This is a genomic window from Microbacterium sp. LMC-P-041 (genome assembly GCF_030209555.1).
In the GTDB taxonomy this organism is placed as follows: domain Bacteria; phylum Actinomycetota; class Actinomycetes; order Actinomycetales; family Microbacteriaceae; genus Microbacterium.
The window spans coordinates 709,849-736,644 of the sequence record NZ_JARVRV010000001.1 but is presented as its reverse complement, the minus strand read 5'-3'; the positions used below and the strand labels follow the sequence as shown (position 1 = coordinate 736,644).

The window sequence follows — 26,796 nt, the reverse complement described above, 5'->3', positions numbered from 1 at the left end:
AGAGCGCGTGAGCGCGGCGAGAACAGGAGCGAACATGGGTAGTGCAGTGGGATCGACGGTCTCCGGGCGGGTCATCGTGATCACCGGCGGAGGTACCGGCATCGGGGCGGCGATCGCCGAACGGTATGCCGCTGAAGGTGCGCACGTCGTGGTCGTGGGGCGTCGGCCCGAGCCGCTGCGCGCCGTGGCCGACGCCGTCGGCGCGCATCCGATCATCGCGGATGCCGCGGACACCGCATCGGCGCAGGCAGCGGTGGCGGAGGTGCTCGCGACATTCGGGCGCCTCGACGTGCTGGTGGCGAATGCCGGCGGACACGGCTTCTCGCCGGTCGCCGACACCGACGACGACAGCTGGGATGCGGCGATCCGCGCGAACCTCACCACGGCGTTCGTCATGGCGCGAGAGGCGTTGCCTGCGCTGATCGAGGCGAAAGGGCAGATCGTGATCGTGTCGTCTCTCGCAGGTCTCTTCGCGGGTCCGTCGGTGGCGGGATACACCGTGGGCAAGCACGCGCTGATCGGGCTGACGCGGACCCTCGCCCGCGACTACGGAAGGCAGGGTGTGCGCGTCAACGCGGTGTGCCCAGGGTGGGTGCAGACGCCGATGGCCGACGACGAGATGGACGAGTTCGCCACCCATGCCGGGCTGGGCTCGCGGGAAGAGGCGTATGGGACCGTCACGGCGGATGTGCCGCTGCGGCGCCCGGCTCGGCCGGCGGAGATCGCGTCGGTCGTGCGGTTCCTGGGATCGGGGGAGTCGTCGTACGTCACCGGTGCCGTGATCGTGGCGGATGGCGGGTCACACGTCGTGGATGTGCCGACGATCGCCTTCGACCGGGCGGGGATGTAGGAGGCGGTCGCTCGGGTGCATGGTCGGTCGTCCCCGGCGTGGGCGCTCTCGTTCCCGGTTCGGTCGTTCGCGCTCCGATGACGCCGCTGTGTTCTCCGTTCTCACGTATCCCGTCGTTCGCCTCTTCCCCGCTTCCTCCTGTCGGTCGCGCCTCTGGCGATTTCCACCCCATCCCGCGTGCGATCTGGGCGCTCTCGCTGTGCCATTCTGGGAGATTGGAATACGGATCTGATCTGGGGTATTCGAGGTGATTTCGGGTCTCGAATGTCGGTGGCCCGGGGTTGACTAGGGGGTATGAACAGCACTGCGGAGCTTCTGGATCGGGTCATCGCCGACCTCGACACGGTGCTGTCCGATGACGCGCTGGCGGGGTTGTCGGATGCGGATCGGGTGACTGTTCTGCAGGGTGCGGGTGCTGTCTTCCGCCGCGCGGAGGCCGTGATCGTCGAGACGATCGCGACGGGCGACGCCGCCGACTTTCCGCATTCGGCGGGGTGCCGTGGCCTGAATGAGCTGTTGCAGCGGACGGTGTCGGTGGATGTGCGGGGCGCGTCCCGGGTCGACAGGGTCGTCGATCTGGTGCGGAGGCCGGTGAGTCTGGCGGGGGAGAGGATGCCGGCACGGTGGTCGGAGTTGCGTCTCGCGTTGCTGGATGGGGTGGTCGGTGTGGCCGGGTTTCTTGCGGCGACGGGGCCGATCGAGAAGGTGTGGGATCGGCTGACGGTGGATCAGCGGTTGGCGGCGGATGTCGCGTTGGCGGGGTGTGCTCGCGGCCACGGCGTCGTGGTCGGCGCTGATGGTGAGGGCCTGGAGGCTGATGAGCCGGGTCCGGCGCCGACCCCGCAGGACTTGAAGGCCCTTGCCGAGGATCTCGCGTCGATGTTCGACCCCGATGGGGAGGAACCCAAGGATGAGGACTCCCGTCGCCGCCGGGGCATCACGATCGGTCGTCTCACGGACGGCGTGCACGCGATCCGCGGGTATCTGACCCCAGAGGTCGCGGCGCAGTTGCAGCTGATCCTGGACGCGATCCTCAACCCCAAAGGTGATGGCCCGCCCATGCCCGGAGTGCACTTCGCCCCGAGCGAGGGCGCCGACACCCACGCTGGAGCTGGTGCCGATGCTGGTGTAGACGGTGACGCCGACGCGGGTGCGGGTGCTGGCGCTGGTGCAGACGGTGACGATACGGATCCGTTCAACTCGGATCCTCGATGTGTGCTCGATGACCGCACCGCGTCGCAGAAGCGTCACGACGCCCTCGCGATGGTGTTCGCCATCGCCACCCGACACAACGACATGCCCACCCTCGGCGGTTCCGCGCCGGTCCTCGTCGTGAACGTCGACGCGAAGGATCTCGTGGGCGGAATGGGCGGAAACGGTGGGTGGGCGACGGTCGTCGGATCCGGTGCCCACGTCCCGGTCTCCGTCGCCGCGCACGTCGGATGCGCGGGGACGATTCAACGGGTGCTGGTGGATGAGGGCAGGATCATCGGGATCACGACCACCGACCGGGTGTTCACGGTGCATCAGCGGCGGGCGATCATCGCCCGAGACAAAGAATGCCTCATCCCCGGGTGCCACGTTCCGGCATCGTGGTGCGAGATCCACCATGTCGTCGAGCATGCCAGGGGTGGTCCGACTCACACGGATAACGGGGTCCCGTTGTGCTGGTGGCACCACCGATCCCTCGGGACCTCGGGGTGGGAGATCCGCATGGACGACGGGGTCCCGCAGGTGCGGGGACCGGGATGGTGGGATCCCGACGAACGATGGCGCACACCGAGGCTCAGCGCCGCCCGACTCACACTCACCGTGCCGCTCACCCGCACCGGATGACGCGGGTGATCGTCACCGATGCGACCGCAGCAGCGCATCAGCGCAGCAGCGCATCAGCGCATCAGCGAATCGCGAGCTCGAAACCGTCCGCCGTCGGAATGACGGCCACCTGGGTGAGGTCATCGACATGGAAGGTCGGCTGATGAGACGTCGCGTGCGCGCCCACGCCGATGACCCGCATCCCCGCAGCATGCGCGGCCTGGATGCCGGCGCCCGAGTCCTCGAACACCACGCAGTCGGCGGGGTCGACGCCGAGCAGCTCCGCACCCAGCAGGAAGCCCTCGGGGTCGGGCTTGGAGGCCGACACGTTCTCGGCCGTGACCGTCAGTGCGGGCACGGTCAGGCCGGCCTGGCCCATCCGCGCGTTCATCAGCGTCACGTCGGCCGAGGTGACGATCGCGTGGGGGTAGGGGAGCAGGGCGGCGAGCAGGGCATCCGCACCCTCGATCGGGATGACGCCATCGACATCCTTGCTCTCGTTCGCGAGCATCACCGCGTTCTCGCGGATGTTGATCTCGTGGTCGCGTTCCGGCAGCATGATCGCCATGCTCTGGTGCCCCTGCCGGCCGTGCACGACGCTCAAGACAGTCTCGGGAGCGATTCCGTGGGGCTCGGCCCACGCCAGCCAGAGCCGTTCCACGACAGCCGTCGAATCGACGAGAGTGCCGTCCATGTCGAGCAGGACGGCGCGGGCGCTGATGGTCTCGGTCATCCCCTCAGGCTACTGCCGCAGCATCTGAGCCCGACCTGACGGCGCTACCCACCGAGGTACGCGCGGTGCAGCAGCTGCGAATCCTCCTTCAACGCCTCGGCGGTGCCCTGGAAGGAGACGCGGCCGCCGGCCACCACCACGGCCTCGCGAGCGAGGCCCAGCGCGAGCTGCGTGAACTGCTCCACGAGCAGCACCCCGACGCCCGACTCGGCGATCGACTTCACGATCGGCATGAGCCGCATGAACACGACAGGCGCGAGACCGAGCGACATCTCATCGATCAACAGGATCCGCGGCTTCGCGGCGAAGGCACGTGCCAGCACCACCATCTGCTGCTCGCCACCCGACAGCAGCGCGGTGGGGGAGTCGATGCGCTTCTCGAGCTCAGGGAACTGCGCGAGCGCCGCATCCTGTTCCGCAGGCGTCCGCGCGGTGAGCGAGATGTTCTCGCGCACGGTCAGCGATGGGAACACCGCTCGCCCCTGCTCGATGTGCACGATGCCGCGCCGCGCTCTCGACACCCGGGACAGCTTGTCGAGCGGCTCGCCGTCGAGCATCATCGATCCCGCGGAGTGCGGGGTCACCCCCGATACCGATTCGATCAGACTGGTCTTGCCGGCCCCGTTCGGTCCGACGAGCGCCAGCACCTCGCCACCGCGCACGGTCAGCGACACATCCGAGATCACCGGCCCCGCGCCGCGGCTGACCGTCACCCCGTCCAGCACCAGTTCGCTCACTTCAGCAGCTCCGTCTCTCCCATGTACGCCTTCACGACCTCCGGGTTCGCGAGCACCTCGGCCTGCGGACCGCTCGCGAGCACTCGACCGAAGTCGAGCACAGTCAGCGTCGGGCACACCGAGCGCACGAGATCGAGGTCGTGCTCGATGATGATCAATGCCACGCCGAACCGGGCCGGCAGCTCGCGCAGACGCGCGGCGAGAGCCAGGTGCTCATCGTGCGACAAGCCGGCCGCGGGCTCGTCGAGGATCAGCAGCCGCGGACGAGAGATCACATTCGCCGCGACCTCGACGAGTCGCCTGGTGCCGACGTCGACGCTCGACAGGCGCGCACCCGCCGGCGGGCATCCGAAGAACTCGAGAACCTCATCGATGTCGGATGCGGCGAGTCGACGTCGAGCGACGAACCTCACGTACGCGCCGACCGTGAGCGACGGCGGAACCCTGTCCTGCTGGAAGGTCCTGCGCAGCCCGAGCCGGGCGCGACGCGTCGGAGACAGGCCGGCCAGATCGCGATCTCCGAGCAGTACTCGACCGCCGTGCTTCGGCAGGAACCCGCTGATCGCATCGACGAACGTCGACTTGCCTGCCCCGTTCGGACCGATCAGGCCCATGATCGACGCCGCCGGCACCTGGAACGACACATCGTCCAACGCTGTGAGAGCACCGAACTGCACCGTGAGTCCGTCGACAGTGAGCACCGGTGCACCATCGAGCGCGCGCTCATCGACCGTCGCGGTGGTCGTTGTCGTGATCGCTCGATCCTCGGCATCCGCATCGGGAGGCAACGCGGTCAGCTTCACCGAGGCGGTCCTGCGATCCGCGCGCTTCCAGATGAGATTGCGGATGCCCTGACCGAGGTTGGTCCCGCTGGTGAGCGCCTGCACGCCGAGCACGCCGAAGACCACGAACGCCCAGTCCTGCGGCACGCCCCAGCGCTTCAGCAGCTCGGGCACGAGCACCCAGAGGATGCCGCCGAGGATCGCCATGTCGATCAGATGGGCCCCCGACATGACGGCGAGGACGTAGAGCGCCAGCGACTGAAGCGGGGTGAAGCTCGATGCGAACGGAAGCTGCACCTGGCCGGCGAGGAGTCCTCCGGCGATGCCTCCCAGTGCGGCCGATACGGCGAACGCGGTGAGCTTGGCGCTCTGCACGCTCTGCCCCGCAGCCGCGGTGCCGCGTTCCGAGAAGGCGACCGCCTTCCAGCTCGAGCCCCACCGTCCGCGCTGCAGGAAGAAGACTCCCAGCGCGCAGACGGCGAGCACCACGACCGAGAGGAAGAAGAACTCGCGATCGTTCGAGAACAGCGTCGGGCGCTCGACAGCCGTGCCGTCGGCGGACCCGGGGAACTGGATCTGCACGAGGGTGACATCCGCCGCCGCAGCGAAGCCGAGCGTGACGACGGCGAGATTCACGCCGCGCAGCCGCAGCGCGGGGAGCCCGACGAGGATGCCCACAAGACCGGCGGCAATGCCGCCGAGGAGGAGCCAGACGACGAAGCCGCCCGGCGCCTGCATGACGTTGAGCAGCGAGACGATCCAGGCGCCCACGGCGGCGAACGTGAGCTGGCACAGCGCGATCATGCCGGCGGAGCCCGTGACGATGCCCAGTCCCAGGATCGCGATGGCCGCGACGACTGCGCTGATCGCGAGGAACACGAAGTAGCCCGGAAGCGCCGCGCTCAGAATGGCACCCAGTCCGACCGCCGCGGCGGCGACGGCGAGGGGCCAGGACAGACGGAACCAGGGACGGTCAGCGAGCGGCATCCCACACCTCCTTGCGCTGCGTCCACAGGAGCAGGACGACGATGAACAGGAACGGGAGGAAATTGCGCACGAGCGCGACCTCGTCGATCTGCGCGACGAGCCCTCCCAGAACGCCCAGTACGACTCCGCCGACGACGGCGAGGTCGAGACGGCGGAAGCCGCCGAGCAGCGCAGCGGCTGCGGCGGGGACGATGAGCATCGCGAGGCTGGTCGCGTCGTTCGACTGCGACGGCGCCACGATCATGATGGCGATCGCGCTGATCACACCGGTCACGAACCACACCGCGATGGAGAGCGGACGGGAACGGATGCCGAGCAGCTCGGCGGTGGTGGGGCGCTCGGAGAGCGCGCGCAGCTGCGTGCCCACTCTCGTCCGGCGCAGCACGATCCGCACCACGACCGCCGTGACGACCGCCATGGCGACGGTGGCGACGGTGACCTGACTGATCACCACGCCCCCGAACGAGAAGGCGGGGCCCGCGATGATCGGGGTGAACGGCTGCGGTTTGTTGCCGAACAGGATGAACGACATCGAGATGAGCAGGAGAAGCGGACCGACGGTCATCGCCGAGCGAGTGGTGGTGGAGGCCTCGGAGAGCCAGGTCGCGGCGATCCACCCGATGGTGGCGGAGAGCGCCCCGCCGACGACGACGCCGAGCACGGAGCCGAGCCAGATCGGCACCCCCAGTTCGCTGACGAACCACACGGCGCTGAAGGCGCCGAACATCCCGGTCGCGGCCTGGGCGAAGTTGACGACCCGCACGAGGCGCGACATCAGGGTCAGGCACACTCCGAGGACCGCATAGAGACCGCCGGCGGCGAGACCGGCGATGGCGCCTTGCAGCATGAGGCGTCCTTTCTGGTGTGAGGGGGAGAGGACCTGCCGCCGAGAATGCGCTCGGCGGCAGGTGAAGGGCGGCTACTCGCCGATGCGGAGCCAGTCGTCGGCGACCTTCTCCCAGGCGTTCGTGCCGGATTCGAGGATGATCGGCCATCCCGCGGTGTTCTGCGTGCCGAAGGCGTAGGGCGTTCCGACCATGGGGTTCTCGATGGGATCCATTCCGCGCAGCGCCTCGGTGACCGTCTCGCGGGTGATGTCGCCGTCCATGCCCTCGAGCACCTCGATGAAGTAGGTCGCGGCGAGGTATCCGCCCTGGCTGAATGAGGTGAGGGGGATGTCGTTGGCCTCCATCAGCTCCCGCCAGTCGGTGTTGATCTCGTCGTCGTCCGTGAACGGGTAGAACTCGGCGGGCACGTAGATGCCGGCCCCGGCGTCATCGATCGCATCCGCGAAGTTCTCGCTGTAGACGCTCGTCAGATAGAGCCAGGTCACGTCGTCCCAGCCCTGCGCGTTCGCGGCCTTGACCTGGCCGATCGCGTCGGGCTCGACGGGGTTGATCGCGAGCGCCTTGCAGCCCTGTTCGCGGGCCTTCACGATGTAGGGCGTGTAGTCCGAGGCGCCGTACGGCACGGTGTCGTCGACGTACTTCGGCTCCTTGCCCGTGATCTCGGTCCACTTGTCGATCGCCGCCTGGTAGGTGGGTCGGGTGGATCCTGCGATCTCCAGCAGGATGCAGATGTCGTCGAGTCCGAGCACCTCCGAGCCGTACTGCAGCGTGAGGGTCATGTCGTTGAACGGACCGACGTTGGCGGGGGAGATGTTGTCGCTCGCGAAGCAGCCGGTATCGACTCCGATGCCGGGCAGCGAGAGGATCTCCTCCTGCTCGTAGTACTTCGCGTTGATCTCGCACTCGATCAGGCTCGCTGATCCGACCAGCGCGACGGCCCCGTCGCTGCCGACGAGCTCTCGGGCTGACGCGGTGGCTGTGGCCGGGTCGCCCTTGTCGTCGAGGGTCTTGTACTCGATGGTGCGTCCGTCGAGGCCTCCGGCCTCGTTGAAGGCGTCGAACACCGCCGCCGCCGCCTGCGACGCCTCGGGGAACGTCGCCGGACCGCTGATCGTGTTCACGGAGCCGACGACGATCGGGGCGTCGCCGCCACCTCCGCTGCCGTCTCCGCCGGCGCAACCGGCCAGAGTGAGGGCTGCCACGGCGATGAGCGCCGCAGTGCCGGATACTCGCTTGTTCATGTGATTCCTGCCTCTCGTGTGCTTGTCGTGCTGCGGTCAGTCGCGCAGCGCGCGGTTGACCAGTTCGGTGTCGGTGAACTGCTCGAACGCGACGATCCGGTGATCGGCCAGGCGCCAGACGTGCGCGACACGTGCCGCGAAGAATCGGCCGGTCGCGCGGTACGTGCCCGAGTAGGTGCCGATGCCGACGACCACGTCCCCGCCGTCGATGACCTCGTCGATCGCGACCGTGTAGTCGTCCCACTCGTCCTGGATGCGCTGGAAGACGCCTGCCGCGACCGCATCCGGCCCGATGTACGTGCCGGCGTACGGGAAACCGGCGGCCTCGGTCCAGCTCACGTCGTCGGCGAGCGGCGCCAGCATGCCGTCGAGGTCGCCGCGGTCGCTGGCCGCGTAGTGCGCTGCGATGATGTCGGCGTTGCTCATGGGAGGTCCTCTCCTGGATCTCGTCGGGGTCAGACGGGCTGGGCGTCGGGGTAGTCGACGGACCCGAGCGGATAGATGTGACCGCCGCCGCGGGAGTGCTCCGCGGCGCCGTCGCCGGTGAGGCCGAGGAAGATCCCCGTCGTCATGAGCTGGTAGCCGAGGTCGTGCAGCCAGACGCTCGCGACCGCGATGCGGAACTCCCGGAAGCAGAAGAGGTAGAGGCCGTCGGCGAACTTCCAGACGGTCGACAGGTCCATGTCGCCGTGGCCCCGCTGCACGCCCTCGAGGCACTGCCAGGCGTAGCGCCGGCTCGAGATGTAGACGTGCTCGTAGAGGTGGTGCGGGCTGTACCGATAGATGTTGCGCTTGCCGATGAGGTCTCGGCTCGGCCCCGGCACCTCGCCCGTCGCGGGACCGGCATCGGTCGTCGCCGCCCAGAAGTCCTGACCGACCTGCGGTGTGCCCTCGACAGCCTCCGGCGCGATGCGTGATCGCACGACGGTGGCCCGGTGGGTCGAGGTCGAATAGACGACGGTGATCGCTTCGCGTTCACGGCTCTCGATCGGGATGTTCACGAAGACGACGTCGTCGCGCACTGCGACGGCGTCGTACGGGTCGGTGCCCGACCCGCCGAGTCCTGACCAGGTGACAGCGACCGCATCGAACGTCAGCGCCAGCGCGGAGCCATCGTCGAGCGTGAGCGTCAGCGCGGTGCCCGACAGCGAGGCGTTCGGCAGTCGGAAGGTGTCGATCCCGGCGGCGAACTCGTCGTACGTGCGCCATTCGTCGAGTGCGGGATCGGTCGTGACGGGAGCGGTCATGGGAGTCCTGACGTCGCATGCGGCGGAGCGTCCTCGCTCCGGGCACCGCATCCTCGCGGTGTGCTTGCCTCATGCTCCGGCTCGCCCTGGCATCCGCTCAAGAGAAGCGGCGCCATCGCGCGCCGACAGTCAACCGGCGTGCCCTGCAGAGCAAGGACGGGCCTGGGAATCCGCCGTGGCGTCAGCGGCGCGGCTCCGGGCGGGTGTCAGGATGAGTCATGCGAACAGAACCCCGGGCCGCCCTCTCGCCGGCGGTGAAGGCGGTCGCCTGGACGGCATCCGTCTTCTTCGCTCTCCTGTTCTTCGCCGTCGCGTGGGTCTGGTGCGGGATGTCGTACGAGGAGGAGTTCAGCGAGCAGTCGAAGGCCGTCTCCGCAGGGTCGACGATGGAGGGCTGGGGGTTCACCATCGGCCTCGTGCCCGTGCTGGTGCTCCACGCCCTGATCGCGATCGGCGCCTTCTTCGCCGTCCGGGACGGAGGACGCCGCCGGGTGCTTCTCAGTGCGATGCTGGCGCTCGCGCTCGTGGCCGCCGTGTCGCTGCCGGGCTTCGTCGCCGTGCAGATGCTGTACGGCGGCACGATGTTCGCGCCGCCGGTCTACGTCCCCTGACGGACGTTCTCCCGCTGCGCTGCGCTCAGTGCGCCGCGCGGTACTCGCTGGGGGAGATGCCGAACGCCGACTTGAACGCGCGGCTGAAGTGCGCCGCATCCACGAAGCCCCATCGGGCCGCGATCGCGGCGACGGGCCGGTCGGCGAGCATCGGGTCGAGCAGATCGCGACGGCACTGCTCGAGGCGGCGGGTGCGGATCCAGGTCGACACCGTCACGCCCTGCTCCTGGAACAGGCCGTGCAGGTGACGGGTCGAGATGAAGTGCGCCGATGCGATGGTCGCGGGTCCGAGATCCGTCGAGGCGAGGTTGCGGTCGATGTACGAGCGGATGCGCTGCACGAGCGCGCGATGAGGGTCGGCCGACACCTCGTCGAGGCCCAGCTCGCGGGTGAACACCGTCGTGACGAGGTCGAGCGCGCTGTGCGCCAGTCGTGCCCCTGTCGTGCCGGCGAGCTGGTCGAGGTTGCCTGCGAGCTGCGTCAGATACGGCACGACCATTCCGCCGAGGCCGCCCTGACCCGAGATGCGCACCGCGGTGAGCTGGCCGATCATGTCGGAGGGCAGGCTGATCAGGTGCTTGGGGAACATCACGACCATCGTGCGGAAGTCGTCGTCGAAGACCAGCGAGTACGGGCGGTCGGTGTCGTAGACGGCGAGGTCGCCGGCCTGGAGCACGGCCTCCCGGTCGTCCTGGATCAGCATCCCGGTGCCGGCGAGCATGAGGCTCAGTTTGAAGTACGACCGGTCGCTGCGTGCGATGAGCTCGGGTGTCCGCTCGACGACGTGCGAGGTGGCGCGCACCTCGTTGACGTGCACCTCGTCGACCGAGGCGCCGCGGATGATCCCGCGGAAGTGGTCGGGCCCGGCCGTCGACACCTGGAGCGGCACGAAGGACTCCGAGACGGCGGCCCGGAACTCGCTGATGTTGCGCGCGACGAGCGTCGACACCGATTCGGCGGGGGCGGCGAGTGCACCGTTCATGACTGATCACCTCGGGTGGTGGAACGACGACGTTGTATACGATCCGTGCCGTGATGCTATCACCGGCGCGGTCCGGAGGGCGAGGCTTCTATGATGTGGGCGGAGGCCAGTGATGCGATATGTCGGCGAGAGGGTCATGCAGGTCCTGCGTCAGCTGCGCGGACCCGACACAGCGGATGCGGTCTTCGAGGCCACCGCGCTCATAGTCGGGGCGGTGTTCTTCGTGCTCGGCTTCGCCATCGGGTGGCCGGTCTTCTGGGGTCAGGAGATGGCGATCAGCGGCACCGGCTCGATCGGCGCGTTCGCCGCCTACGGCGGCGCGATCACCGCCGTGCTGGCGTTCGCGCTCGGGCGTCTCGTCGTGCGACCGGCGGCGGTCGCGCCGGACGGCACCCGCGATGGATTCAGCGTCCCCGGGGATCGGCTGCGCTGGTACGACCTGGCCGCCATCGCCTTCGCGCACGCCGCGATCGCGTACCTCGGATGGCTCGGAATCGCCGAACTGCTCGATCGCAGCTTCACCGACGCCCCGGTGTTCGCCTTCCCCGGGGCGATCCTGGTGGCCGTCGCGTTCGCTCTCACCGCCTATGTGACGTTCCTGAGCGCGGTGGCGCTCACGCCGATGGTGCTCTCCCTCGTCCTGGCGGTCTTCCTCGTGGTCGGCGCCTTCGCGGCGATGCTCGCCTCCAGCGATGTGCACTGGTGGCAGGACAACCTGTCGGCGCTGGGGATGAGCAGCAACAGCGCGTCTCTGGCGTTCAACGCGACGTTGATCATCGCCGGGGTCCTGGTGACGACGATCGCCCGCTATGCCACGGCGGGGCTGCCGGTCGACGACCACGTCGATCGTCGCGGACGGCGCGTGGTGCGAGGCGGGCTGATCCTGATCGGGATCTTCCTCGCGTGCGTCGGGATCTTCCCGGTCGACGAGTTCTTCCTCGTGCACAACACCGTCGCCACCGGGATGACCGTCGCGTTCGCCGTGATCGTCGTCGGGCTGCCCTGGTTCGTGCGCACGATCCCACGGGTGTTCGTGGTGCTCGGGTGGATCTACGTGCTCGTGATCGTGCTGCTCGGCGTGTTCTTCGCCGTCGGCTACTACAACCTCACGGCGGTCGAGTTGATCGCGGCGGTGCTGATCTTCAGCTGGATCATCGTGTTCCTCCGGACCGCAGGATCGGTGCACCCCGCCGCATCAGCGCACCCCGCCGGGTCCGTGCACGCGGGGCAGCGGCCCGGTCCGACCCCGGCCTGAGCGTCGGTCCTCAGCGCAGCGGCTGCGTGGCATCCGCCGTGCGCTGCAGCGCATGGATGGTGTGCGCGTGCCGGCGCTGGGCGACGCCGACGAACAGGCAGTCCACCAGTGCGAGCTGCGCGATGCGGCTCACCATCGCGCCCGCGCGGAGGCGAGGCTCACGCGCCCGCGTGAGCAGGGCGTGGTCGCAGTTCTCGGCGAGCGGCGAGGCCGGCCCACCCGTGACGCCGATCGTGGTGCCGGATGCAGCCCGTGCCGTCTGGAGGAAGTGCACGGTCTCGCGGGTCGTTCCCGAGTGGGAGAACCCGATCGCCACGGTCTTCCTCGCTCCGAGCGATGCGGCGGCGCTCGCCTCGTGCGCGTCCGTCAGGACGATCGCGGCATGTCCGATGCGGAGCAGCTTGCGGCCGAGATCCGCAGCCGCCTGTCCGCTCGCGCCGATCCCGAAGAGCAGGACGCGGTCGGCGTCGTCGATCGCCTCGACCGCGGCCGCGAGCTCGTCGTAGTCGAGGTTCGCGACGGTCTCCTCGATGGCCAGCAGCTCGAGTGCGGCGACCTTCGCGGTCGCCTCCCGCAGGGTGTCGGCCGCGGAGATCTCGGATCCGAAACCGGATGCCGCGGGGAACTGCACGGATTCGCGACCGAGCTCTGTGGCCAGCGCCATCCGCAGCGCGGCGTAGCCGTTCACGCCGATGGTGCGGCAGAAGCGGACGACAGAGGCGACCGACGTGTCGCACCTCGCCGCGATCTCGGTGATCGTGCTGTCGACAACGATGGTGGGATCATCGGCGATCGTCCGAGCGATGCGGGCCAGCGACGGCGGCAGCTTCTCGGCGGCCGAGGCGATCGTCGTCTGGATGCTCATGGCTCTCCTGCGTCAGAGGCGGATTTCGGGCGTGTGAACAATTCTTTCATGATCGGATGCTCGTGCGTAGACTATTTCCATGCCCTCTTCGCATGCTCTCGTCGCCGTCGACCTCGGCAAGTCGCGCTGCCGGGCCGTGATCGCCGAATCATCCGGCGTCGACTCTGGCGTCGTCTCTGCCGCCGATGAGCGTCGAGTGCCCCGGCGTCCCGTGTACGACGGGATCGGGGCTCCCGGGCTCGCGGCCGCAGGCGGCGTCGACGCAGCTCTCGCCGCGATTCTGCCGATGAGAGATCATCTCGATGCACAGATCTCCGTGGTCTCGGTGGGTGCGGCCGGAGCCTGGGCCGCCCCCGAGGCCGCATCAGAGCTCGCCGCCGTCCTCGCCGATGCCTTTCATGTGCCCGTCGCGGTGACCTCCGACGTGGTGTCCGCTCATGCCGGAGCCCTCGGGGGCGGTGCGGGCGTACTGCTGATCGCCGGAACGGGCGCTGCGGCCCTCGGCATCGACGGCGAGGTGGCGACGCTGGTCGACGGGTGGGGGCCCGAGCTGGGAGACCTCGGCAGCGGATCCTGGTTCGGGCGCGAGGCGCTGCGTGCCGTCCTGCGCGCCTCGGTCGGGCTCGCGGTCGAGACCGTGCTCACCGATGCGGTCGCGGCGACGATCGGCGAGCCCGCCGCGGTTCCCGCCTGGATCTCCACGGACGGGCCGGTGCCTCGCCGCCTCGCGACCCTGGCGCCGCTGCTCCTCGATGCGGCGCAGAGCGGCGACGCCGTCTCCGCGGACATCGCCGCCGAAGGCATCCGCCTGCTCGTCGCGTCGGCGATCGCGGCATCGTCGAGCAGTCGCGAGGTCGCCCTGCACGGAGGGCTCACCGACCACGTCTGGTTCCGCTCGTCGCTCGCCCAGGCGCTCCGCGCCGCTGACCGCACGGTCGTCGTCTCCTCCGGCGACGCCCTCGACGGTGCGCTCCTGCTCGCGGAGCGCACCGATCTTCCCCACGAAAGGTTCGTGCATCGTGCCGAATGAACACGCCAGACTGACCGCGCTCCTCGACGTCCTCTCGACGCTCGGCACCGAGGCGTCGACGACCGATCGCGGCGACCTCGATCTGCTCGACACCGATGAGCTCGTGCGGCGCATGAACGCGGAAGATCATCGTGTGCCGGCGGCCGTCGGCGAGCGGAGTGCGGAGATCGCCGCGGCGGTCGACGGCATCACCGCCCGCTTCCGCGCCGGCGGACGACTCATCTATCTCGGGGCGGGCACCGCAGGCCGCGTCGGAGTTCTCGACGCGAGCGAATGCCCGCCGACCTTCGGCACCGACCCCTCGATGGTGGTGGGGCTGATCGCCGGAGGCGAGACGGCCATCCGGTCGGCGGTCGAGAATGCCGAGGACGACGACGCGGCGGCAGCGGCCTCGCTGCGCGAGCTCGGCCTCACCGAGCGCGACGCCGTCGTCGGGATCTCGGCGTCGGGTCGCACCCCGTACGTCGTCGGCGGTCTGGAGTTCGCTCGGGGCGTCGGCGCGCTCACCGTGGCGATCGCCTCGAATCCGGCATCGGAGATCGGTGCGGTCGCCGAGATCGCGATCGAGGTGGTCACGGGGCCCGAGTTTATCTCGGGATCGACGCGTCTGAAGTCGGGAACAGCCCAGAAGCTCGTCGTGAACATGCTCACCACGCTGTCGATGATCAAGCTCGGCAAGACCTATCACGGCGTGATGGTCGATCTTCAGGCGACGAACGAGAAGCTGCGCGCGCGCTCGATCCGCACCGTGACGGAGCTCACCGGCGCAGAGGTCGACCAGGCTTCCGCCGCCCTGGATGCGGCGGGGGGATCGGTCAAGCTCGCGATCCTGATGGTCGCCACGGGGGCGTCCGCAGAGGCCTCGGCCCACGCGCTCGACAGCGCCGACGGCATCCTCCGAGTCGCGATCGCCGCACTGTCGTGAGGGGTACCATCGCCGCGTGCTTCCGCCAGGGCGTTCCCGATGACGACGCCGCGTCGACCGCCGAGGCCGACGCCGCGGCTCAATGGGAGCAGGTGCAGCCCTCGCCACCTCCGCAGCATCCGGCCTCCTCGGTGACGTGCGCCTGAGACGACTCAGGAATATCCATCGCGGGGTTCTGATCGAGGAAGCCGTTCGGCTTGAACCAGAATCCGGCATAGTCGACCGGCATGATCGGCCAGTCCTCGGGGCGCGGGAAGTGCGTGAGTCCGAAAGTGTGCCACAGCACGATGTCCTCGCCGTCGAGCGAACGGTCGCCCGCCGAGTACTCCGGCAGGCCGGAGCCTCCCTGGTGCGCGTTCGGATACCGGCCGGCCGGCCAGATATGCCCGTGTCCATGGCGGGTGGCCCAGAGATGCTTGGTCGCGAACGCCGCACGCGCGGCGACGGATGACGCGGGGTCGGCCATCAGCAGAGCGGTGGGCTCTGGGATCAGGTGATAGGCCGTGGGGCGGCCGACGTGGTTCGTCCGAGTGGTGCTCTGGACCTCCCACGCGCGCGCGACCGAGGTGTCCGCCTCCCGCTGCGCCCCGCCCTCGGAGAGCAACGGAGTCTCCGACCACGTGAAGGCGTTGCCGAACGGGTTGTCCGGCCCCATCGGGATGCGCTGCGCGTCGATCTCGAGCAGACGGTTCTCCTCGCCGTCGACGGCGACATCGAGCCGTGCGCAGAACAGGTGCTGGTGCACCGGCGCGAAGACGCCCGGCGCGAGCTCGGTGGCGTGCTTCTGCCGCACCCCCGGTTCGCCGGCGCCGGCGAACACGATCCCGGTGGCCTTGGCGACGACCTCGATCGAGCCGTCGAGGGAGAAGTGCCAGTAGAACCCGTAGTCGTAGTTGCCGATCGTCGAGAAGTACGACACCACGAAGCGGCGCGAGCGGCGCACGTCCGAGCGGCCGGCGAGGTCGGTGTGCTTCCAGAGGATGCCGTAGTCCTCCTCGTGCATGCACACCACGTTCGGGATGCGCACCGGATGGCCGTGGTCGTCGGCGACATAGCCGTCGAGGTAGCGGATCACCCCCAGGCAGTCGCAGCCGAGCTCGAGGTGGTTCGCGTTCTTGCCGAGAAGGTACTCGCCGGCGTCGAAGTAGCTGATCCAGAAGCGCCCGGGTGCGGTGTCGCCGTAGGGCACGACCATCTCGGGCACGCTCGCCCGACTGAGCACCGACCGTCCGTCGAACCTGACGTCGTGCAGCACGAGACCCTCGCGGGCGTTGAAGCTCACCCGCATCGACCAGTTCTCCCACTCGACGAGCGAGCCGCTGACGGCGAAGCTGGGGCCTTCCGGCTGCGTGATCTCGATCGGCTTGAGCGAGGTGCGCGCGGCGCCCTGCACCTCGGGGTAGTAGTTTCCGTGGCCCGCCGGCACCGGCACGTCGCCCTCGTCGTCGATGCGGATCACGCTGTTCGTCGTGAGGTCGATGTGCACGACCAGCCCTTCGACGGGATGCGCCCAGGGGGAGTCGTGCTCGTCGTATTTGAGGAAGGTGAGAGAGCGGATGACCCGGCGGCCCACCTCATCGGCGCGGCCGGTGTACCCGGGTGCGAGCGGTCCGCAGAACGCGAGAGCCATGTGCGCGGCGAGCCCTCGGCGCGTCATCGCCGCCTGCCATTCTGGTGACGCCTTCGCGATCGCCTCAGCGCGCTCGTACTCCTCGAAGAGGTACTGGGGCTGGCCGTAGGGTGGCGCATCGTTGGGGACCCGCTCGGCGCGCAGCACCTCGCCGCGGGTGATCGAGACGACGACTTCGCTCGCGACGCCGGTCGCGGTGTCGAGGAGGGTCGCGTCGATGCGGCGATCGATGGGGGCGCCCGGCCTCCATGCGGCGAGCTCCTCCTTGGTGGGCTCATCGGGCAGCAGCATCGGCACGCGGACGGTCTCGCCGAGCAGTCCGGCGGACTCGAGCACGGCTCGGGCCGCCGCGATCTCCTCGCCGGTGAGGGGGTCGAGCGGGTGCGGCGCGGCGATCCTGTCGATGGTGACGGGCTGGGGGTGGGACATCGGCGTACCTCACTATTTCGAGCGTTCGCTCAATAAACGGATTGGGTCGATGGTACGACGGCGCGACGAGGCGCACAAGAGCACATCGTCAGCAGGCCGAGTGAGCGTGCGCGGCTGGCAGGTGGCGCGAGCGTGCGGGGTGTGGCAGTGACTCAGGCGCGCCAGGGCGCGAGGATGCTGTCGAGCACCGCGAGGTGAGCGTCCGCGCCACGGGGCTCGGTGACCTCCAGCACCTGCTGTCCGTAGGTGATCGAACGGAGCAGCGACATCACCGCGTGCTTCGGTGTGGTGGGGGACAGCTCGCCGTCGGCGACCGCTTCGTCGATGGCTTCGCTGATGCCGTTCTGCCAGGTCGCGCGAGTGGGGGAGCCGGCGTCCGGGTCTGAGGCGAGGGTCGCGAGGCGCCCCCAGAATCCGACGACGACATACGCTTCCGTGCGCGTCTCCGCGTCGACGGGGAGGACCTCCCGCATGAGGGCGTCGAGTCTGCTCAGCCCGCGGAGCCCGGTCGTCACCGACCGGATGCGCTCGTTGGTGCGTCGGGTGATCTCCACAGCGGCTGCACGCACGACGTCGTCGAATCCGTCGAAGTAGTGCCAGAGAGAGCCGGTGGCGACACCGAGCTCTTTGGCGACGGCACGAGACGACACCGCCTCATGGCCGTCGCGCGCGGCCACGGCGAGCAGCGCCTCGGCGATCTGCCGGCGGCGCTCATCGTGGTCTACGACGCGGGGCACATGCCCATCCTGACGCATCCACCGCGGGTATCGCTATTTTGAGCAGTTGATCAATATGATGCGAGTGTGGACCACCTCCTCCCCGCAGCACCGTGGCTGATGGCGCTCGCCGCCGTCGTCTCGGCTGCGGCGTGCGTGGCTGCCTGGCGGGCCGTGCCGTGGCAGGGGCGGCAGAGCGCGCTGATCATGGCGGCGGCGATGCTCGTCATCGCAGTGAGCGGCGGTGATCCGCTGATCGGTCTGGTGACCGGACTCGTCCTCATCGTCTCCGCGATGCTCGGCACGGCGGGCGTGCGCGGAACGCCCGCGGCCGCCACCTGCTGTCACCGTGCACTGGTGTCGCTCGTCATGGCGATCTGCTCGTTCGAGAGCCTGTCGACGGGCCAGGCGATGGCGGGGGCGGTCGGGGCTCACGGTGGGCATGAGCTCGGCGGGCTCCTCTCGGCGCTCGTGATAGTCGGCGTCATCGGCGTCGTGCTCTGGACGGTCGTCGCCGAGTGGGTGCTCGTCCCCGTGCATCAGGGGCGTACCGCCCGCCTGCTCGCGGTCGAGTCCTGGGCGATGGCGGCGGGAGTCTCCGTCATGTGCCTCGGGTTCTGACGGCCGGCCAGTCGGATCGGCCACCGAGGCCGGTCGGGGCAGCGCGTGGCCTCTGATTTCAGAACCCTCGCGCCCGGCGCGTACCCTGGAGGCATCCCCCGAAGCTCACCCGGCAATCTCGCGCGCCGGCGACCTCGGCGCGCTCACACATGCAAGGACGCAGATGAACGTAACCGCCGCACCCCATGACGACTGGACGGCGAGAGAAGAGCTGGCCGAGCGGATGATCCCGCTCATCGGCGCCCTCAAGCGCGAGCGTGATGTGGTCACCTCCCTCCACGGCCACCGACTTCTCGGTCTGTCGGCCACCGGCATCGTCGAGGTGCACGACAGGGTGGCGCAGCTCGGGCATGAGCGACTCGCCGTCGACGAGACTCTGGCCGTGCTCGAGGGCGTCCACGAACTCGCCCCCGGTGCGTCCTCGCTCGACCTCGCGCGCCTCGCCGCAGGTCATTCCGACAGCGAGCTGCCCCTCGACGCCTATCTGGCCGAGGCGCTCGCGCCGGCGGTCGGAGCGGTCGCAGCGGCCCCCACCGATGTCGTGCTCTACGGCTTCGGACGCATCGGGCGCCTGCTTGCGCGCATCCTCATCGCGCACACGGGTGGTGGCAGTGGCCTGCGTCTGCGGGCCATCGTCGTGCGCCGCGGTTCGGAGAACGATCTCGTCAAGCGCGCGTCGCTGCTGCTGCGCGACTCGGTGCACGGCCGCTTCGCAGGCTCCGTGACGGTCGACGAGGACGCCGACCAGATCATCGCGAACGGCACCCGCATCCAGGTGATCTATTCGGACGACCCCTCGACGATCGATTACACGGCGTACGACATCCACGACGCGATCGTCGTCGACAACACGGGACGCTGGCGCGACGACGCAGGACTCAGCCGGCACCTGGAATCGACCGGCGTCGCTCGCGTGCTGCTCACCGCACCCGGCAAGGGCGCGCTGAAGAACATCGTGCACGGGATCAACGACGACACGATCGAGGCGGACGACCGCATCATCACGGCCGCCTCCTGCACGACGAACGCCATCACCCCCGTGCTCAAGGCGATCGATGAGGCCTACGGCATCGTGCGGGGTCACGTCGAGACGGTGCACTCGTTCACCAACGACCAGAACCTGATCGACAACTTCCACAGCGGTGACCGTCGTGGCCGGTCTGCCGTGCTCAACATGGTGATCACCGAGACGGGCGCGGCGAAGGCCGTGGCGCGAGCGCTGCCCGAGCTCGAGGGCAAGCTCACCGGCTCTGCGATCCGCGTGCCGACGCCCGATGTGTCGCTGGCCGTGCTGCACCTCAGCCTCGAGCGTCCGGCGGTCAAGGACGAGCTCAACGACTACCTGCGCCGCGTCTCGCTGCACTCGAAGCTGCGCCAGCAGATCGACTACGTCGAGAGCCCCGAGGTCGTCTCGACGGACTTCGTCGGCTCGCATCGCGCGGGCATCGTCGACGGCCTCGCCACCATCGCGAACGACCGGGATGTCGTGCTGTACGTCTGGTACGACAACGAGTACGGGTACTCCTGCCAGGTGATCCGCGTGCTCGAGGTCATGGCGGGCTCGCACCCCATCGTGCTGCCGGAACGTCGCGAGGTGACGTTGCACGGGTGAGTGCGCGATGTCGGTCGTGCCCGGCATGATGAGGGCATGAAGACCGCGACTCTGCGCGCCGAGCGGCTCCGCTCGCATCGTCTCAGCGCTCCGGCGCGCACGGTGACGCATGCCGCGTCGCACATGCTCGCGGTGCAGAGCCAGGACTTCACCGCCGGACGGTGGGTCCTGGCTTCGCGCACCCGTGGCGAGCCGCCGCTCCACGCGGTCGACCGGGCCTTCGCCCGGGGCGACCTGGTGCGCGCGTGGACCATGCGCGGCACGCTGCACATCATCCCGGCGCGTGACCTGCGCTGGGTGCTCTCGGTGACCGCCGCGCGGCAGCGTCAGCAGGCGGCGGGCAGGCGCCGCGATCTCGGGATCGATGCGTCGATGGTCGCCGCGGTCGTGGCGGCGGCGGTGCCGCGTCTGCGCGACGGAGGACTCACGCGGGCCGAGATGTTCGAGGTGTTCGCCGGTATCGGCATCGATCCCGCCGGGCAGCGCGGCATCCATCTGCTGAGCGAGCTCACGCTCGACGGCCTGATCTGCCAGGGTCCGGTGGTCGCGCGCGACGGTGTGAGTCGGGAGCAGCGCTTCGTCCTGGTCGATCAGCACATCAGCGAGCATGCGGCCCCCGATGACCCGCTCGCCGAGCTCTTCGTGCGTTACATCGACGGGCACGGGCCGGCCGGAGTCGCTGACTTCGCCTGGTGGTCGGGGCTCACGCTCGGGCAGTCGCGCGACGCTCGGGACCGGGCGACGGGCCGGGTGCACGAAGTCGAGGAGGGGGTGTTCGTCGGCGTCGCTCGTCCGCGGCGGTCATCGAGTGCCCCGGCGGTGCTGGCGCTCGGAGCCTTCGACGAGTACTACATCTCCTACGCCGACCGCACGGACGTCTGCGCCCCTGAGCATCTCGCTCTCGTCGGACCGGGCAAGAACGGCATGGTGCGGGCGACGCTCGTCGCCGACGGCCGGGTGATCGGATGCTGGACGCACGCGAGCGCCTCGCTCGGGTCTCCGCCGGAGCTCTTCGAGTCAGTGCCGGATTCGCGGCCGGTCGACGACGAGGCGGTGCGGGCGGCCCTCGCTCGGTTCACGCGCTTCCTCGACGGCTGAGTCGCCGAGTCGGCGCGGATCACTCGCTCGCGTGGCGTCCGAGGAAGTTGTAGACCTCGTTGTCATCGACGCCGGGGAACGCGCCGCGGGGGAGCGGCGAGAACATGTGGGTGTGCACGCGGGCGCTCGGCCAGGCCTTCCCGTTCCACCGTTCGGTGAGGTCGGCCGAGGGGCGGCGGCAGCACGCCTCATCCGGGCAGGTCGAGACCGCGCGGTCGGCGGTCTCGCGCCCACGCCACCAGCGCGCGTCGTCGAAGGGAACGCCCACCGTGATCGAGAACTCGCCGTCGGTCGAGGCGCCGGTCTGCGTCGAGCACCAGAAGGTGCCGGAGGGTGTGTCGGTGTACTGGTGGTGTTCGTTCGTGCGGTTCTGCTGCGTGAACGCCGCGCGCGCCTGGAACTTCCGGCACACCCGCTGGCCCTCGACAGCGCCCGTGACGTCCATCGGCAGGGGGAGGTCGTCGTTCTCGTAGACCCTCGTGATCGCACCGGTGGCGTCGACACGGAGGAAGTGCAGTGACATGCCCAGGTGCTGGGTGAGGAGGTTCGTCATGCGCATTCCGGCCGCTTCGTGGGTCACGCCGAATGCGTCGCGGAAGTCTTCGACCGCGAGGTTGCGATCCTTCTTCGCCTGCTGCAGGAAGGCGACGGACGCCGTCTCGGGCATCAGGCACGCGGCGGCGAAGTAGTTGATCTCGAGCCGCTGCTGCAGGAAGTCGGCGTAGTCGGTGGGCGGGGTGTGGCCGAGCAGTCGGTGCGCCATCGCCTGCAGTGCCATGGACCGCAGGCCGTGACCCCCGGGGATCGATGCGGGCGGCAGGTAGATGCGCCCGTTCTCGAGGTCGGTGACCGAGCGGGTCGAGTGCGGCAGATCGTTGACGTAGATCAGTTCGAAGCCGAGCTTGTCGGCCATGATGCTCACGGTGCGGTGCGTCAGCGCGCCCTGCACGTGCCCGGCGGACCGCAGCTGCTTCTCGGCGAGTCTCTCGATGTCCGCGAGGTAGTTGTTCTGCTCGCGCATCCGCAGACGCAGCTCGGTGTTCGCTCGTCTGGCTTCTTCGGGCGTGGCGATCGCCTCTCGTTCGCGTCGCTGGAGTTCGCGATGAAGGCCCAGAAGCGACTCGATCGTCTCGTCGCTCATCCCCTTCGTGACGCGCACGGGGGCGATGCCGAGCTGCCGGAACACCGGGCTCTCCTGGGCGCGTTCGAGTTCGATCTCGAGAGCGGCGCGACGGTTCGGCGGCTCGCCCGAGATGAGGTCGGTGACCTCGGTGCCCGTCGCCAGCGCGATGGCCTGCAGCAGCGAGAGCTTCGGTTCGCGCTTGCCGTTCTCGATCAGGCTCAGCTGCGAACCGGCGACGCCGACGAGTGCGCCCAGCTCATCGAGCGTGAAGCCCTTCTCGAGGCGGTGGTGCCTGATGCGGTGGCCGAGAGTCGCGAGGTGGATGCCGGAAGGAGCCATTCCTTGATACTAGCGAAAGAAGCGCGATTCTTATCGCCCGGAATGGCAGAAAGTCGTGCACGAACCGGAAGAAGATGGAACAAACGCCCCTCACTTCAAAGGAGTAGTCATGGCGATCGCCGAAGTCTTCACCCCCCGAGCATCATCTGTCGCACCTGTGCGCACCTTCGGGACGGCTCCGACGTATGACACCCCTGCGATGGCAGAGCTCGCCGCCTGGGTCGATGAGATCGCGGCGCTCACGCAGCCGGCCTCGATCCACTGGGTCGACGGCTCGCGTGCCGAGAACGACTGGCTGCTGCGCGGGCTCGTCGACGAGGGCAAGCTGATCAAGCTGAACCCCGAGTGGCGTCCCGGCTCGTACCTCGCCCGCTCGCACCCCAGCGACGTCGCACGCACAGAGGGCCGCACCTACATCTCGTCCGAGAGCGAAGAGGATGCCGGCCCGACCAACAACTGGGCTCCTCCTGCGCAGATGCGCGAGAAGATGACCGAGATCTTCGAGGGATCCATGCGAGGCCGCACGATGTTCGTCGTGCCCTTCTCGATGGGGCCCGTCGGGGGACCGCTCTCGCACATCGGCGTCCAGGTCACCGACAGCGCCTACGCTGTCGCGTCGATCGGCATCATGACGCGCGTCGGCGATGCGGTCACCCGCCAGATCGCCGACGGCGCTCCGTGGGTCAAGACCGTGCACTCCGTCGGCGCGCCGCTCGCTGCGGGAGAGCCCGACGTCGAGTGGCCCTGCAACGACGACAAGTACATCGTGCACTTCCCCGAGACGCTCGAGGTCTACTCCTTCGGCTCGGGCTACGGCGGCAACGCGATCCTCGCGAAGAAGTGCTTCGCCCTGCGCATCGCCTCGGTCATCGCCCGCGACGAGGGCTGGCTCGCCGAGCACATGCTGCTCATCCGGGTGATCGATCCCACGGGCAAGGCGTACCACGTGGCTGCGGCGTTCCCCTCCGCGTGCGGCAAGACGAACCTCGCGATGCTGCGCCCGACCATCCCGGGATGGCGCGTCGAGACGCTCGGCGACGACATCGCGTGGATCCGCCCCGGTGAAGACGGCCGCCTCTGGGCGATCAACCCGGAAGCCGGGTTCTTCGGCGTCGCGCCGGGCACGGGCGAGTCGACGAACGTCACGGCGGTCGAGACCCTCTGGGGCAACACGATCTTCACGAACGTCGCACTCCGCCCCGACGGAGACGTCTGGTGGGAGGGTCTGACCGATCAGGCGCCCGCCCACCTCACGGACTGGGAGGGCAACGACTGGACGCCGGACTCCGGCCGCCCCGCCGCGCATCCGAACTCGCGCTTCACGGTCTCGGCCGCGCAGTGCCCGCAGATCTCGGAGGACTGGGAGGAGGCGGTGCCGCTCGACGTGATCCTTTTCGGCGGACGTCGGGCGACCAATGTGCCGCTCGTCGTCGAGGCCACCGACTGGACCCACGGCGTGTTCCTCGGCTCCAACATCTCGTCCGAGCGCACCGCGGCCGCCGAGGGCAAGGTCGGCGAGCTGCGTCGCGATCCGTTCGCCATGCTCCCGTTCTGCGGCTACAACATGGCCGACTACTTCGGTCACTGGCTGAAGGTCGGCCGTGGTCTCCGGTTCGACCGCGCACCGCGCATCTTCCAGGTGAACTGGTTCCGTCGTGGCGCGGACGGCCGCTTCCTGTGGCCCGGATTCGGCGACAACTCGCGAGTCGTCGACTGGATCATCCGTCGCGTCTCCGGCGAGGTCTCGACGGTCGACAGCCCGATCGGTCGCCTGCCGCTGATCGAGGACCTCAATCTCGACGGCATCGACGTGCCCGGGGCCGACCTCGAGGAGCTCTTCTCGATCGACACCGACGCCTGGAAGACCGAGGCCGACCTCACCGAGGAGTTCTACGACACCTTCGGCGACAAGGTCCCCGCCGCCCTCCGGGCCGAGCTCGCCTCGCTGCGCTACCGTCTCGACAAGGCGTGACAGACCGGGCGCCGGTTCGGGGGAGCCGGCGCTCCACGGCCCCCGTGGCCCCAGACCCGCGAAGGCGGGACGTCAGAGACGAACCCATGGCTGAGTGGTCTCCGGCATCCCGCCTTCGCGTACTTCTCCCGCGCTGACCGCGTGCGCCCCTGCCGCGACGCTCAGGCGAGCAGCTGGTGCCGAGCCAGGTCGCGATAGAGCGGCGTCGACTCGATCAGCTCGGCGTGAGTGCCCTGACCGACCACTGCGCCGTCCTGCAGCACGACGATGAGATCGCTGTCGACGACGGTCGACAGTCGATGAGCGATCACGATGAGGGTGCGATCGGTCGAGACCGCGTCGATGGCCTCGCGCATGCGCTGCTCGTTCACGCCGTCGAGCGACGAGGTCGACTCGTCGAGCAGCAGGATCGGTGCGTCGGTGAGCAGCGCGCGGGCGATCGCGAGACGCTGGCGTTCTCCTCCTGAGAGCATCACGCCGTCTTCGCCGACGGGGGCATCGAGACGCAGCGGATCGCGATCGAGCACGTCGCCCAGGTTCACCGCGCGCAGCACCTGTTCGCAGGCCGAATCCGAGGCATCCGGCGAGGCGAGACGCAGGTTGTCGCCGAGCGTGCCGGCGAGGGTGGGGGCGTCCTGCTCGACGTAGCCGAACTGCGCGCGCAGCTCGTCGCGCGGGTAGGTGCGCGAGTCGTGGCCGTAGAGGCGGATCGAACCGCCTGTCGGGTCGTAGAAGCGCTCCACGAGCGAGAGGATCGTGCTCTTTCCGGCACCGCTGGGCCCGACGAGCGCGACGCGCGCACCTCGGGGCACCGCGAACGAGACGCCGCGCAGCACCTCGCGCTCCGCCACGGCGGCCGAGTCGTCGGTCGGTTCGAGGTGCGCGTCGGCCAGAAGCGTCTGCGCCTCCTTCGCGGCGGCGAGGCGAGCGGCGACCACGTTCTCGGGATAGCGGAAGCGCACGTCACGGAACTCGATCGCCGGAGCGAGGGGGTCTGCCGCATCGCGCGGGACGGACGCGGCGATCTCGGCGTCGTGCTGGGTCTCCGTCGGCAGGTTCAGCACCTCCTGGATGCGGCCGAGGGCGCCGAGTGCCTGGTTCACCGAGGTGATCGCCCCGAAGGTGGTGGCGAGCGGCATCACGAGCATGAACAGGAACAGGATGAACGTGATCAGCGAGGCGATCGTGATCGTGCCGGCCGCGACCCGGAAGCCGCCGACGCCCAGCACCACCAGGAGCGACACCTGCAGTGCGACTCCGGCGATGGGGACCACGAGCGACGAGATCTTGGCGATCCGCACCCCGATGCCGTAGGCCTCCGAGGCGAGCGCCGACACGGTCTCGGTCTCGCGCTCGGTGGCTCCCGAGGCGCGCACGGTGCGGATCGAGCCGACGGCGCGCTCGACCCCGGAGGCGAGTTCGCCGACCTTCTCCTGCTGAGCGGTGGACGCGGTGCGGATGCGGCCGCTGAGCGCCGTGACGACGACGACCGAGGCTCCGATCACGACGACGATGAGCAGCAGCAGGACCGGGTCGATCACGAGCATGGCGATCAGCGCGCCGAGGAAGAGGATCGCGCTGCCGACGGCATCCGCCAGTCCCTGGGTGAGCACGGCGTAGAGCAGTGTCGTGTCGGTGCCCACGCGCGAGACGAGGTCTCCGGTCCGGCGGGCGTCGAACTCGCTGATGGGCAGGTGAAGGATGCGCGAGATCAGCTTGCGACGGCTCGAGTACACGACCGCGGTGCCGGTGCGCTGCAGCAGATAGTGCTGGTAGCCGGAGATGATCGACGACACGATCACGAGACCGACGAGGACCCACACCAGGATTCCGAGGCCCTGATCGGACTGCACGGCTTCGATGAGCTGCCCGACCAGCAGCGGTTGCGCGAGCGAGGTGGCCGCCCCGAAGACGCTGAGCACAGCGACGACGATGAGCGTGCGCCTGTGCTCGAAGAGGAAGGGGAGGAGCTGGCGGAAAGTGGCGCGCGGGCCGTCGTAGTGCGCGCCGCGTCCGCGTCGGCGTGATGTCGCCGTGCTGGACATGCGGGACCTCGTTCTGAAAGGGGGTAGTTCGACCGTACTTCGTGTGCGGGCGGATCCTGTGGATGGGCTGTATGAGTGTCAGTGCCTGCCGAAACGGCGGTGCGCCGCCTGCTTCGAGACGCCGAGGGAGCTCGCGATCGCCTGCCAGGAATAGCCGAGATTGCGCGCCCGTCGCACCTGTGTCTCCTCGGCCCTGGCCAGCTCGCTGCGCAGAGCGGCGAGGCGGTGGAGCTCCGAGAGCGGCTCGCCGGCGTCATCCTGTGCGATGGCGGTCTTCATGGTCATGGGGAACCTCCTGCGTCA

Annotated in this window: 24 protein-coding genes; 10 read left to right on the top strand and 14 right to left on the bottom strand. The window is 69.1% G+C overall.

The genetic code is table 11. From position 1 onward, the window contains the following. Positions 1–34 precede the first annotated feature (34 nt). Both QRN21_RS03530 and QRN21_RS03525 read left to right on the top strand, forming a co-directional pair. Positions 35–850 carry an SDR family NAD(P)-dependent oxidoreductase gene (locus QRN21_RS03530; RefSeq protein ID WP_072590929.1) on the top strand — a complete coding sequence of 272 codons (816 nt, stop codon included), beginning with the start codon at positions 35–37 and terminating at the stop codon, positions 848–850. A 294-nt stretch (positions 851–1,144) separates the two neighbouring features. Then, positions 1,145–2,686: an HNH endonuclease signature motif containing protein gene (locus QRN21_RS03525; RefSeq protein ID WP_285363128.1), complete on the top strand. Its 1,542-nt coding sequence runs from the start codon at positions 1,145–1,147 to the stop codon at positions 2,684–2,686. A gap of 61 nt (positions 2,687–2,747) precedes the next feature. On the opposite strand, the gene QRN21_RS03520 is transcribed toward QRN21_RS03525, so the two are convergent. From QRN21_RS03520 to QRN21_RS03490, 7 genes are all read right to left on the bottom strand, one after another. Beyond that, positions 2,748–3,398: an HAD-IA family hydrolase gene (locus tag QRN21_RS03520; RefSeq protein ID WP_053095452.1), complete on the bottom strand. Its 651-nt coding sequence runs from the start codon at positions 3,396–3,398 to the stop codon at positions 2,748–2,750. Between the two features lie 44 nt (positions 3,399–3,442). Continuing rightward, positions 3,443–4,135 carry an ABC transporter ATP-binding protein gene (locus QRN21_RS03515; RefSeq protein WP_053095453.1) on the bottom strand — a complete coding sequence of 231 codons (693 nt, stop codon included), beginning with the start codon at positions 4,133–4,135 and terminating at the stop codon, positions 3,443–3,445. Continuing rightward, entirely contained in the window at positions 4,132–5,904 is a 1,773-nt protein-coding gene (locus QRN21_RS03510) for a branched-chain amino acid ABC transporter ATP-binding protein/permease (RefSeq protein WP_285363127.1), read from the bottom strand. The genes QRN21_RS03515 and QRN21_RS03510 overlap by 4 nt, the downstream gene beginning before the upstream one ends. Beyond that, the gene (locus tag QRN21_RS03505; RefSeq protein WP_053095455.1) at positions 5,891–6,751 is read right to left on the bottom strand and encodes an ABC transporter permease subunit; all 861 of its coding nucleotides are present in this window, start codon (positions 6,749–6,751) and stop codon (positions 5,891–5,893) included. Before QRN21_RS03505 ends, QRN21_RS03510 begins: the two co-directional genes overlap by 14 nt. Positions 6,752–6,823: 72 nt before the next feature. Then, positions 6,824–7,993 carry an ABC transporter substrate-binding protein gene (locus QRN21_RS03500; RefSeq protein WP_072590933.1) on the bottom strand — a complete coding sequence of 390 codons (1,170 nt, stop codon included), beginning with the start codon at positions 7,991–7,993 and terminating at the stop codon, positions 6,824–6,826. Between the two features lie 36 nt (positions 7,994–8,029). Next, positions 8,030–8,419: a nuclear transport factor 2 family protein gene (locus QRN21_RS03495; RefSeq protein ID WP_285363126.1), complete on the bottom strand. Its 390-nt coding sequence runs from the start codon at positions 8,417–8,419 to the stop codon at positions 8,030–8,032. Positions 8,420–8,448: 29 nt separating this feature from the next. After that, positions 8,449–9,240, bottom strand: coding sequence for a MoaF C-terminal domain-containing protein (locus QRN21_RS03490; protein WP_285363125.1), 792 nt, complete (start codon positions 9,238–9,240; stop codon positions 8,449–8,451). Between the two features lie 218 nt (positions 9,241–9,458). Between QRN21_RS03490 and QRN21_RS03485 the strand changes: the two genes are divergently transcribed. Further along, the gene (locus QRN21_RS03485; RefSeq protein ID WP_285363124.1) at positions 9,459–9,851 is read left to right on the top strand and encodes a hypothetical protein; all 393 of its coding nucleotides are present in this window, start codon (positions 9,459–9,461) and stop codon (positions 9,849–9,851) included. 25 nt (positions 9,852–9,876) lie between these two features. On the opposite strand, the gene QRN21_RS03480 is transcribed toward QRN21_RS03485, so the two are convergent. Beyond that, the gene (locus tag QRN21_RS03480; protein WP_053095460.1) at positions 9,877–10,833 is read right to left on the bottom strand and encodes an AraC-like ligand-binding domain-containing protein; all 957 of its coding nucleotides are present in this window, start codon (positions 10,831–10,833) and stop codon (positions 9,877–9,879) included. Positions 10,834–10,945: 112 nt separating this feature from the next. Between QRN21_RS03480 and QRN21_RS03475 the strand changes: the two genes are divergently transcribed. Continuing rightward, a complete protein-coding gene (locus QRN21_RS03475; RefSeq protein WP_285363123.1) occupies positions 10,946–12,088 on the top strand; it encodes a DUF998 domain-containing protein in 1,143 nt (380 codons plus the stop codon). Positions 12,089–12,098: 10 nt separating this feature from the next. Here QRN21_RS03475 and QRN21_RS03470 read toward each other — a convergent pair whose 3' ends face one another. Further along, positions 12,099–12,953 carry a MurR/RpiR family transcriptional regulator gene (locus QRN21_RS03470; RefSeq protein WP_187249329.1) on the bottom strand — a complete coding sequence of 285 codons (855 nt, stop codon included), beginning with the start codon at positions 12,951–12,953 and terminating at the stop codon, positions 12,099–12,101. A 79-nt stretch (positions 12,954–13,032) separates the two neighbouring features. Between QRN21_RS03470 and QRN21_RS03465 the strand changes: the two genes are divergently transcribed. Next, the gene (locus QRN21_RS03465) at positions 13,033–13,983 is read left to right on the top strand and encodes a BadF/BadG/BcrA/BcrD ATPase family protein (RefSeq protein WP_285363122.1); all 951 of its coding nucleotides are present in this window, start codon (positions 13,033–13,035) and stop codon (positions 13,981–13,983) included. Then, a complete protein-coding gene (murQ, locus tag QRN21_RS03460; protein WP_056277815.1) occupies positions 13,973–14,908 on the top strand; it encodes an N-acetylmuramic acid 6-phosphate etherase in 936 nt (311 codons plus the stop codon). The genes QRN21_RS03465 and murQ overlap by 11 nt, the downstream gene beginning before the upstream one ends. A gap of 79 nt (positions 14,909–14,987) precedes the next feature. Here the strand turns inward: murQ and QRN21_RS03455 are convergent, their stop codons facing one another. Both QRN21_RS03455 and QRN21_RS03450 read right to left on the bottom strand, forming a co-directional pair. Continuing rightward, positions 14,988–16,967, bottom strand: a complete 1,980-nt coding sequence (locus QRN21_RS03455) for a primary-amine oxidase (protein ID WP_285363121.1) — start codon at positions 16,965–16,967, stop codon at positions 14,988–14,990. Positions 16,968–17,119: 152 nt separating this feature from the next. Then, entirely contained in the window at positions 17,120–17,704 is a 585-nt protein-coding gene (locus tag QRN21_RS03450; RefSeq protein ID WP_285363120.1) for a TetR/AcrR family transcriptional regulator, read from the bottom strand. Positions 17,705–17,770: 66 nt separating this feature from the next. Here QRN21_RS03450 and QRN21_RS03445 point away from each other — a divergent pair, with 66 nt between their 5' ends. The 3 genes from QRN21_RS03445 to QRN21_RS03435 all read left to right on the top strand — a co-directional run bounded on the left by QRN21_RS03445 (position 17,771) and on the right by QRN21_RS03435 (position 21,014). Beyond that, positions 17,771–18,304, top strand: a complete 534-nt coding sequence (locus QRN21_RS03445) for a hypothetical protein (RefSeq protein WP_285363119.1) — start codon at positions 17,771–17,773, stop codon at positions 18,302–18,304. Between the two features lie 163 nt (positions 18,305–18,467). After that, complete coding sequence (locus QRN21_RS03440) at positions 18,468–19,916, top strand: glyceraldehyde-3-phosphate dehydrogenase (RefSeq protein WP_285363118.1); 1,449 nt, start codon at positions 18,468–18,470, stop codon at positions 19,914–19,916. Positions 19,917–19,952: 36 nt separating this feature from the next. Further along, a complete protein-coding gene (locus tag QRN21_RS03435) occupies positions 19,953–21,014 on the top strand; it encodes a winged helix DNA-binding domain-containing protein (protein ID WP_285363117.1) in 1,062 nt (353 codons plus the stop codon). A gap of 19 nt (positions 21,015–21,033) precedes the next feature. Here the strand turns inward: QRN21_RS03435 and QRN21_RS03430 are convergent, their stop codons facing one another. Beyond that, a complete protein-coding gene (locus QRN21_RS03430; RefSeq protein ID WP_056277833.1) occupies positions 21,034–22,476 on the bottom strand; it encodes an XRE family transcriptional regulator in 1,443 nt (480 codons plus the stop codon). A 109-nt stretch (positions 22,477–22,585) separates the two neighbouring features. Here QRN21_RS03430 and QRN21_RS03425 point away from each other — a divergent pair, with 109 nt between their 5' ends. After that, positions 22,586–24,448, top strand: coding sequence for a phosphoenolpyruvate carboxykinase (GTP) (locus QRN21_RS03425; protein ID WP_285363116.1), 1,863 nt, complete (start codon positions 22,586–22,588; stop codon positions 24,446–24,448). A 161-nt stretch (positions 24,449–24,609) separates the two neighbouring features. On the opposite strand, the gene QRN21_RS03420 is transcribed toward QRN21_RS03425, so the two are convergent. Further along, positions 24,610–26,493, bottom strand: a complete 1,884-nt coding sequence (locus tag QRN21_RS03420) for an ABC transporter ATP-binding protein (RefSeq protein ID WP_285363115.1) — start codon at positions 26,491–26,493, stop codon at positions 24,610–24,612. A 78-nt stretch (positions 26,494–26,571) separates the two neighbouring features. After that, positions 26,572–26,778 (bottom strand): hypothetical protein, encoded by a 207-nt coding sequence (locus tag QRN21_RS03415; RefSeq protein ID WP_053095473.1) that lies wholly within the window; start codon positions 26,776–26,778, stop codon positions 26,572–26,574. Positions 26,779–26,796: the final 18 nt, after the last annotated feature.